Source organism: uncultured Rothia sp., from assembly GCF_937976295.1.
GTDB lineage: Bacteria > Actinomycetota > Actinomycetes > Actinomycetales > Micrococcaceae > Rothia.
On the sequence record NZ_CALJRY010000317.1, the window covers coordinates 1 to 8551 of the forward strand.

Here is an 8551-nt window from a genome sequence, read left to right on the forward strand (position 1 = left end):
AGAACTCAGCGGAACCGCTTCGACGGTGCCCTCTTACGATGAGGATTTGGGCACAGAAATGAGAATACACAGAAAACTCCCAGTTGTCACTTCATTCGGGCTTAAATTTTGAGCTTTCACCCCCGGCGGAACGGAGCGAGCTTGAACGGCTAGAACACCGTTTATTCGCGAGAGCTTAACCAACTTAAGGCGTTTGACTAGGCATTTCACAAGGATGCACATTCGCTTTTAACGCGCCACCACCCTTTAAGGACATGGTTCAAAACTCTTAAAAATGAGCCTCGTCTCTTAAGGTTTTGCTCCCATAATTTGCTGAGAAATCGGCGTTTCTCTCAGTTTCAACCTCAGATTTAAGCGAAAAACGCGAAAAATGCACTCAAGCGCAGTTGCTAAAAAGTTAAGAGAGGAGTATACGCTCGCTCACGTGAATCACGTGAAGTTAACCTGCACCACTGATACACGCCGCTTACCCCACCTTTTGCAGCCCGAGCATGCCTCGTTCCTCCGCTTTGCCCGATTCTTCCCTTATATATGGCGTTTTACGCCGATTATTGAACGAAATCGTCCACTATCTAAGACGACGCCGGTTCTCAAGGAGCCAACTTCTCAAGGGGCCACAGGCACACAAAACGGTGGCACCGCCTCCTCAAGGAAGAAGGCGATACCACCGTTTAAAGCGTGAAGCGGGTTAGTAGACTCTCAAAACTGGAGCTTAGAGGCTGCCGCCGCGCTTGACCACAATTGCGTTTGCCACGTCCATGTCCAGGGAGAGGGTGTCCTCTTCGCCATCGGCGTGAACAATCACGTCATCGTTCTGGCCAGCAACCACGGACACCGAAGCGCCGTAGACAATACCAGCGTCAGCCAGCAGCTTCAGTAGCTCAACATCAGTCTGAATGGACTCGGGGAAGCGAGAAATGGTGAAACGATCCTCGGGGCCAGAGTCGCGCGCAGCCAGGGACATGGGCACGGTGCGCTCATCGTTCTTCTCGCTAGTGTGGCCCAGGGCCTCCAGGCCGGGGATAGCGTTACCGTACGGGGAGAACTTGGGGTCCTTGAGCATCTCCAGGATGCGCTTCTCCACCTTGTCACTCATGACGTGCTCCCAGCGGCATGCCTCTTCGTGCACGTACTCAATTTCCAAACCGATAATGTCGGAGAGCAGGCGCTCAGCCAGGCGATGCTTACGCATCACCTCAACAGCCTTATGGCGGCCTTCCTCAGTCAGTTCGAGGTGGCGATCCGGCTCAACGGTGAGCAGACCGTGCTTCTCCATGCGTGCCACGGTCTGGGAAACGGTCGGGCCGGAGTGCTCCAGTCGTTCAGCGATGCGCGCACGCATGGGGACGATGCCTTCTTCCTCCAGTTCGAGGATGGTGCGCAAATACATCTCTGTGGTATCGATGAGGTCTGTCATATATCTCTCCCAGCTATCACCGCAACAGTGCTTAGATAGCACTGCCTAAGTCGTTACTTATTCAATAATCTATTATGTACTTTTTCAGCGGCTTTTGCCACGGCTTAAGTCATTGGCTTAAGTCATTGAGTCGCCCAACAATAACCGTTGGACGACTCAATACAACACCTTATATATACATTTTGTTAGCCCACCCCTTATTAAGAGGAGTGGATAGTAGGTTCTACTCTGCGGACTCAGCCTCGGCAGTTTCCTCTGCAGCAGAAGCGTTCTGCGCGGTTTCCTTCTCCGCCGAGTTGTTCTCTACGGGCTCACCAGCAGATTCCTCAGCCGCTGCATCAGACTCTGCGTTCTCCTGCGCGGCGTTCTCCTCCAGGTCTTCCGGGCGAACACGGTCAGCCCACGGAACCCAATCCGGTGCGATCAGCGCGTCGTCACCGGGCAACAGGCCAACCTCGCAAATGGTTGCCACGCGGGAGCGAGGCGCACGCGAGAGGGTCGCGAACCAGAACCAGCCACGGTAACCGGGCAGGGTGCACTCAAACAGGTGAGTGCTCAGGCGCTCTTCCTCGGCGCGCACATGGTGAACCAGACCGATAGCGTGTGCCGGGGCGATTTCCTGAACGCCCTGCAGTGCTACGTCCTTAGCAGCGGCAAGAATCTCATCCACTTTGGAGGTGCGGCGCAGCTTGTGCGGAACACCCAGGGAGGGGGCACCTACCTCTTCATCCAGCGGGGTGAAGGGGTCGGGGGTGGAGTCTTCGTTCTGTTCAGTTTCTTCGGCAGCGGATTCCTCGGAGATAGATTCCTCAGCAGGCGTCTCAGCCACCTCAGGCTCCTCAGCGTTCACGGAGGGCTGAGTCTCAGCAGGTACAGCGCTACCCTCGTCAGCGCTCTCAGGCGCGGCAGAATGCACAACGGACTCTGCGGGCGCGTCAGCAGCGGGCGTAGTTTCGGGGAGCAGTTCAATAACCTGTTCAGACATACCCCTATTAAAGCATCTCGCGTGCGCAAACAGTGCGGCCGCTCCCCCAAGCTTCACATACGCTGTGAATTTGAGTCTCAAACCGCTAAATCTGGGGCTTCGCTCATTAACAGCTGTGTGTGAGCTGATACCGTTAAATTCATGAGTAACGAACCCGTACAGGACACGCGCAGCACCGCAGACCGGGCGCCCACGCCCCTTCCCTACGCCGGAGCCATCCGCTGGCTCGGTGCAGGCGGCGCGATTCTCGCCCTGCTCTGTCTGCTCACCGGAGTTGCCATGCTCGTGATGAAGTGGGTTGGGGCAGCGCCGCCCGCCCTCATGAGCCAGATTCCGCTGGTCCTCCTCCCCGTCGCCTTTATTGCACTCATGGCCGCACTCATCCTGTCGGTCATGCGCCGCAACAAGGCATAAAGATTTTGAGCCGCAAGCTCACACACATCATTCACTTATCAAGTACAGCCTGCCATTCAGAGAGAAAGATAGAGTATGTCTGCTGAAGCAAAACTCCTAGTCGTCGATGACGAGTTCAACATTCTTGAACTGCTCGCCACCTCCCTGCGTTTCGCCGGTTTTGAAGTAGTGACCGCCGGCAACGGCCGCGAAGCCCTCGAAAAGGCACACGCCGAAAACCCCGACCTCATTGTCCTGGACGTCATGATGCCCGGCATGGACGGCTTCGAGGTGACCCGCCGCCTACGCGAAAACGGCACCACCACCCCCGTGCTCTTCCTGACCGCAAAGGACGCCACCGAGGACAAGGTGACCGGTCTGGGTGCCGGCGGCGACGACTACGTCACCAAGCCCTTCTCCCTCGACGAGGTCATCGCCCGCATCCGCGCCATTCTGCGCCGTAGCCGCAGCATCCAGGAAGAGGACGACGCCGTACTGCGCGTTGACAACCTCACCCTGAACGTGGACACCCACGAAGTGTTCCTCGGTGACGAAGAGATTGACCTCTCCCCCACCGAGTTCAACCTGCTGCACTACCTGATGCTCAACGCCAACCGCGTGCTGTCCAAGGCGCAGATTCTCGACCACGTGTGGGAGTACGACTTCAACGGCGACTCCTCCATCGTTGAGTCCTACATCTCCTACCTGCGCCGCAAGATCGACAACAACCGCGAAAACCACGAGCCGCTCATCCACACCAAGCGCGGTGTGGGCTACATGATTCGCGGTTCTCGAGGCTAACGTGGCGCTCAAACCCCTCGACCGGATCCCCCAGTCTCTCTCCCTTCGCACCCAGCTGGTGCTCATCACCTCCATACTCATCGCCCTCTCCATTGCGGTGACGAGCATGGTGGCGATTTCCGCTCTGCGCGCCCAGATGGTGCACCAGCTGGACGAAGAGATGAAGAGCAGTGCCCCCTCACTCGTGCAGCTGGCGACCGTGCGTCCCTCCGGCAATCAGGAACAATCCCTGAGCACCTACCGCCTGTACCTGCTCGACAAGGACGGCAACGTACTGTACTCGCTCCAGTCCGAGGACAGCAGTCAGTTCGGTGAGCCGGCGCTACAAGGCTGGACCGAAGAGAAGGTTCGCAAGCAAAACGAGGAGGCGGTCACCGTCAACTCGGTGGGCAGCTCCTCCGATTGGCGCGTGCTCGCCGTGCCCATTGAGTCGAACGACTCTTCCGGGCTGACGGAAGCAGCATCCTTGCTTATTGCCATGCCGCTGAAACAAACGAACCAGGTGGTCGCCCTCGTGGGCGTGCTGACCTTCGCGTTTGGTTTGGCGACTCTCGCCTCCGCAATTGCGATGACCTGGGTGATTGTGACCCGCACCTTTGAGCCGCTGGCTCGCGTGGAGCAGACCGCCGCCAAGATCGCTGCCGGTGACCTCTCTCAGCGTATTGAGGACTACAACCCCAGCAACGAGATCGGTAACCTCGCGGTTTCGCTGAACACGATGCTCACCCAGATTGAAATGCTCTTCAAAGCCCGCGAGAAGAGCGAGGCGAAAATGCGCCGCTTCGTGGGCGACGCTTCGCATGAGTTGCGCACCCCGCTGGTCAGTATTCGAGGCTACTCGGAGCTGTACCGTCAGGGTGCTCTGCCCACCGATGAGGCTGTTGCTACCGCGATGAGCCGCATCGAATCGGAGTCCAAGCGTATGGGTCAGCTCGTGGAAGACCTGCTGACCCTGGCGCGTATTGATGAGCGCCGCGAATCCAAGCTGGCGCCCTTCGACCTGTTCAACCTGGCGGTGGACGCTAGTAACGACGCCTACGCTACGGCACCCGATCGTGCAGTGTCCCTGGTGGGTCTGAATGAAGAGGTGGCGCCGACCTCCGCAACCGTGCTCGGTGACGAATCACGTCTGCGTCAGGTCGTGGCGAACCTGCTGACCAACGCCATGCGCTACACCCCCGACGGCTCCCCCCTGGAGATTGCGGTGGGCGTGCGCGAAGAGGTTCCCGGCTTCCCGCTATCCGTACTGGAGGTGCGCGACCACGGCCCCGGTATTCACGGTGAGGACCGCGAGCGCGTCTTCGAGCGTTTCTACCGCACCGATACTTCACGTTCGCGTGAGACTGGTGGTACGGGCCTGGGTCTGTCTATTGTGGCTGCAATTATTGAACAGCACGAGGGCAGGATTCACATTGAAGAGACCGATGGTGGCGGTGCTACCTTCGTGATTTCTTTGCCGTTCTATCCGCCGCCCGTCTCGGACGATCAGCTGATGAACTAACACTGACGCATAAACCCCCGGATTGTAGAACTTGGGTGTTCTACGGTTCGGGGGTTTGCTGTATGCGTGGGCAGGCAGGAAAAAAGCAGATGGGGCGCGGCTGTGCGCGTCATGGCGGCGTCATTTTCGGGCGGGTTTTCGATTTTTTCGAGATGGTGGAGTGAATCTGGCGGGTTTATCCACAGATTTGCTGAATTGTGATTTTTTGGCTCATTTGATGCATTTTGAAAGATATAGTGATAACAAGCTTCCGGTCAGGAACTCAACCCTTCCAGAGATCCAAACCCCAAGCGCCACCACGGGGCAGTTGCCCCACCCATCTCACATATCTCAAAGGAGAAAAACCATGGCACAGTTCAATGTCGATTCCGAAGTCATCGCAGCCAAGAGCGCACAGGCACGATCCTACGTCGCATCCATCACCGCGGACGTCAACGGTATGACCGCATCCCTGCACGATCTGCAGAGCTCCTGGACCGGCTCCGCATCCACTAATTTCCAGGGCGTGCTGGACCAGTGGCACGCAACCCAGCGCCAGGTCGAAGCATCCATCACCCAGATCAACGAGGCACTCACCCGCGCAGGCGTGAACTACGCAGACACCGAGCAGGCTAACGCCTCCATGTTCGTCGGCTAAGGGGTCAGGGCTACAGAGCGGTATCTCAGGCCCACCCGCAGGCAGGCGGCAGACCGGGCGGTTTAAAGGTCCCGGCCGCACGGCATATCGCCTGCCAGAATCGCCAGAAGGCGGCGAACATCTATTGAGAAAAACCCCGCCGCATCCTCGCAAGTAAGGATGCGGCGGGGTTTTATTGCGCGGAGATTTTGAGGGCTCAAGAGCCCGTAAATTAGGCGCTGAGCGTTAGGAGCTGAACCTTATGAGGCGGGGGTCTCCTGGCGGAAACGCAGACGCCACAGGCCGCGCTCAGCGTCGTAATGCCAGATGCTCGAACGGCTCACGCGGCCGCGCGCGGTCGCAACCGCCGCCATGACCAGCACACTAGAAGAATCCAGCACCTGCACGCCCTGCTTGAGCGGGGCACCCTGCTGGGTGAAGGCACGTTCGCGGTACTGCAGCACCGAGGAGCGGGACACCGACTTGCCGGTGGCGGTCACCCACACCAGACGCTCGTGCAGCATGGATTCCAGCTGCGCCGCCTCCATGACGGAACCGCGGCTTTCGAGCAGTTGCTCTGCGGCGGCGGCTTCCTCGGGGTTCACTACGGGGACAGCAGGGGCGGCGGGCACGGGTTCAGAAGGCTGAGTATGCGCAACGGGCTGAGCGGGCTGAGCCGGAGCATCCTGAACGGGCTCTACCGCCTGCTCTTCAACGCGCGCTTCTGCTTGTTCTTCCGTCTCGCCCAGCAGTTCCGCCGGGTCAACGTCGTTCGGATCGAGGCCCGCGAACTCTTCCAGCCCGGTCAGGTCATCCTCTTCTTCCGCCTGCGCGGCACCGGCTGCCTGCTGAGCGGTCTCCTGCTGGCGCGCCAGTGCCTTTGCGTCACGCTCGGCGGCGCGCTCCGCCGCGAGCGCCAGCTGCTCCTTGCGGGTGCGGACCGCCTCCGGGTCGGGGGCGTTTACCGCGGAGGCGGGGCGCAGCAGACCGGACAGGCGCAGGCTCTCCACGCCGCGCTGGGCGTTCTCAATCTCGGCTGCGGTGAATTCCTGCACGGGCAGGTGGGCGTCCGCAGAAGGCTCAGAGGATGCCAGTTCAGAGGGTACCGGCTCAGAGAGGGCAGCGTCAGAGAGCGAGGGCTCAGCCACCGGAGCGTTCACAATCGGAGCCTCAACAGCCGGGGCCTCAACAGCCGCAGTAGCGGGTTCAGCAGAGGCACCAAAGCCGGGACCGTGCGCGGGTTCGCGCCCCTCCCGATAGGCGCGCGCAGCACCGTTCGCCAGGGAGTCCGCCTTCTCGTTGAGCTCGTGACCCGCGTGGCCCTTCACCCAAATAAACTCGTAGTCGCGGCCGGTCAGCGCCCGGTCCAGCGCCTCCAGCAGGTCGCGGTTGAGCACGGGCTTACCGTCAGACTTCTTCCAGCCCTTCTTCTTCCAGCCGGGCATCCACTTGGTCAGGGAGTTAATGACATACTGGCTATCGCAGTACACGCGCAGCTTCGCCTCCGGGCGGGATGCGGTCGCCTCGAACAGGTCTAGGACGGCCTTGAGCTCACCCATGTTGTTGGTGCCGTGCGCCCAGCCGCCGCTCGCCCAGTGGTCGTCGTCGATATACCATGCCCAGCCCGCCGGTCCGGGGTTGCCCAGCGCCGAGCCGTCTGCGGCGGCAATGATTTCTTGCGTGCTGTTCACGGTACCTTCTTTCTGCGCCACCCCTCTATTGTGCGGGCGGCTGTCCGTAATGATGTCTGTGATGACTTTACCGCACCGGCGGCGAGGGTGCGTAGCGCGCGGTCACAGCTGTGGATAACCTCAAGCAGCCTCACAGCGCCATTTGCCGTAATGCCGGGCGGGTACACTAAACCTATGAGCTATTCTGCCCCCGAAACACCCAGCGCACAGCGCCCGGAGCGCCCTACCGCCCGTCCGAGCGAGCGCGTGCAGATTTTCGCTCTTCCCACTCGCACCATGTACGGTTCCCTGCGTTTTAGCTGGTTGAGCTACCTGGGTCTTGCCGAGCAGCAGCATGCGGCGCAGTTGCCGACCTCCACGGCGGCGGTCAGCTATCTGAGCACTCAGGCGCTCATGCGTGCCATGGCGGCGGCGCGTCTGGATGTGCCCTCCAGTGCCGCTTCTGAGATTGAGGTGGATCGTTCCTGCACCCTGTGCACCAGCGGTAAGAAGCACGGTAAGCCGCGTATTGCGGGCGTAAATTTCAATATGTCGCAGGTGAATCCGCTGGTGGTGGGTGCGTTTAGCCGTAACGCCTCGGCGGTGCTCGGCGTGGATGTTGAGACTCTGGATGCGCGCCTGTTCTCCGGTTTTGCGCGCCTGGCGCTCTCCAATGAAGAACGTACGTTCTATGAACGGGTGGCGCAGGAACGCCCCGCGCCTGTACTGCATCTGCTCTCGGTGGCGCTGTGGACCGCTAAGGAGGCGGTGCTCAAGGCGACCGGCCACGGCCTGAGCGTGGTGCCGTCCCTGGTCCGGGTGCAGCTCACCGATGAGCTGCTGGATGCGCTCGAATCTGCCATGAATGAGGAGGTCCCGGGTGACCTTCCGAACAGCAACGTTCCCGAGCCGACCGCCCTGCGTGTACTGACTCAGGATAGTTTGATCTCTCAAGCGACCTTTAGCGCGCCTCACGCCGGTGATCAGGGCGGTAATCAGAGCAGCGAGGCTATCGAGCGAAGCTTTAGCCTGCAGTGGGTACCCGTGGCACTGCCCGACGCGGAGAACCCCGAGCACGCGCAGAAGATGCTCATCGCCCTGGCGGTGGAGAACCCGACCGGGGGTGAGCCTGAGGGTGAGTACGGGGGTGAGCCAGCGCAGGTTGAGA

Annotated in this window: 8 protein-coding genes; 5 read left to right on the plus strand and 3 right to left on the minus strand. The window is 60.1% G+C overall.

All coding sequences use genetic code 11. The features are described from left to right. Nucleotides 1-712 precede the first annotated feature (712 nt). On the minus strand, nt 713-1417 hold the full coding sequence (locus Q0216_RS08425) for a metal-dependent transcriptional regulator (protein ID WP_298594497.1): 705 nt from the start codon (nt 1415-1417) through the stop codon (nt 713-715). Between the two features lie 223 nt (nt 1418-1640). Then, nucleotides 1641-2402 carry a DUF3027 domain-containing protein gene (locus Q0216_RS08430; protein WP_298594499.1) on the minus strand — a complete coding sequence of 254 codons (762 nt, stop codon included), beginning with the start codon at nt 2400-2402 and terminating at the stop codon, nt 1641-1643. A 141-nt stretch (nt 2403-2543) separates the two neighbouring features. On the opposite strand from Q0216_RS08430, the gene Q0216_RS08435 reads away from it, so the two are divergent. The 4 genes from Q0216_RS08435 (at nt 2544) to Q0216_RS08450 (ending at nt 5734) form a co-directional block, all read left to right on the plus strand. Then, nucleotides 2544-2816 carry a hypothetical protein gene (locus tag Q0216_RS08435; protein WP_298594501.1) on the plus strand — a complete coding sequence of 91 codons (273 nt, stop codon included), beginning with the start codon at nt 2544-2546 and terminating at the stop codon, nt 2814-2816. A 75-nt stretch (nt 2817-2891) separates the two neighbouring features. Further along, nucleotides 2892-3596: a response regulator transcription factor gene (locus Q0216_RS08440; protein ID WP_298594503.1), complete on the plus strand. Its 705-nt coding sequence runs from the start codon at nt 2892-2894 to the stop codon at nt 3594-3596. Nucleotide 3597: 1 nt separating this feature from the next. After that, nucleotides 3598-5097: a HAMP domain-containing sensor histidine kinase gene (locus Q0216_RS08445; protein WP_298594505.1), complete on the plus strand. Its 1500-nt coding sequence runs from the start codon at nt 3598-3600 to the stop codon at nt 5095-5097. A 346-nt stretch (nt 5098-5443) separates the two neighbouring features. Further along, on the plus strand, nt 5444-5734 hold the full coding sequence (locus Q0216_RS08450; RefSeq protein WP_298594507.1) for a WXG100 family type VII secretion target: 291 nt from the start codon (nt 5444-5446) through the stop codon (nt 5732-5734). A 239-nt stretch (nt 5735-5973) separates the two neighbouring features. Here Q0216_RS08450 and Q0216_RS08455 read toward each other — a convergent pair whose 3' ends face one another. After that, the gene (locus Q0216_RS08455) at nt 5974-7404 is read right to left on the minus strand and encodes an RNase H family protein (RefSeq protein WP_298594511.1); all 1431 of its coding nucleotides are present in this window, start codon (nt 7402-7404) and stop codon (nt 5974-5976) included. Nucleotides 7405-7578: 174 nt separating this feature from the next. Between Q0216_RS08455 and Q0216_RS08460 the strand changes: the two genes are divergently transcribed. Continuing rightward, nucleotides 7579-8551: 4'-phosphopantetheinyl transferase superfamily protein (locus Q0216_RS08460; RefSeq protein ID WP_298594509.1), on the plus strand; the 973-nt coding region annotated here is incomplete at its 3' end.

What these genes read in the sequence shown, in the direction of transcription:
- Q0216_RS08450 (WP_298594507.1), top strand. Translation starts at nt 5,444, where the DNA reads ATGGCACAGTTCAATGTCGATTCCGAAGTCATCGCAGCCAAGAGCGCA.
- Q0216_RS08440 (WP_298594503.1), top strand. Translation starts at nt 2,892, where the DNA reads ATGTCTGCTGAAGCAAAACTCCTAGTCGTCGATGACGAGTTCAACATT.
- Q0216_RS08425 (WP_298594497.1), bottom strand. Translation starts at nt 1,417, where the DNA reads ATGACAGACCTCATCGATACCACAGAGATGTATTTGCGCACCATCCTC.
- Q0216_RS08430 (WP_298594499.1), bottom strand. Translation starts at nt 2,402, where the DNA reads ATGTCTGAACAGGTTATTGAACTGCTCCCCGAAACTACGCCCGCTGCT.
- Q0216_RS08435 (WP_298594501.1), top strand. Translation starts at nt 2,544, where the DNA reads ATGAGTAACGAACCCGTACAGGACACGCGCAGCACCGCAGACCGGGCG.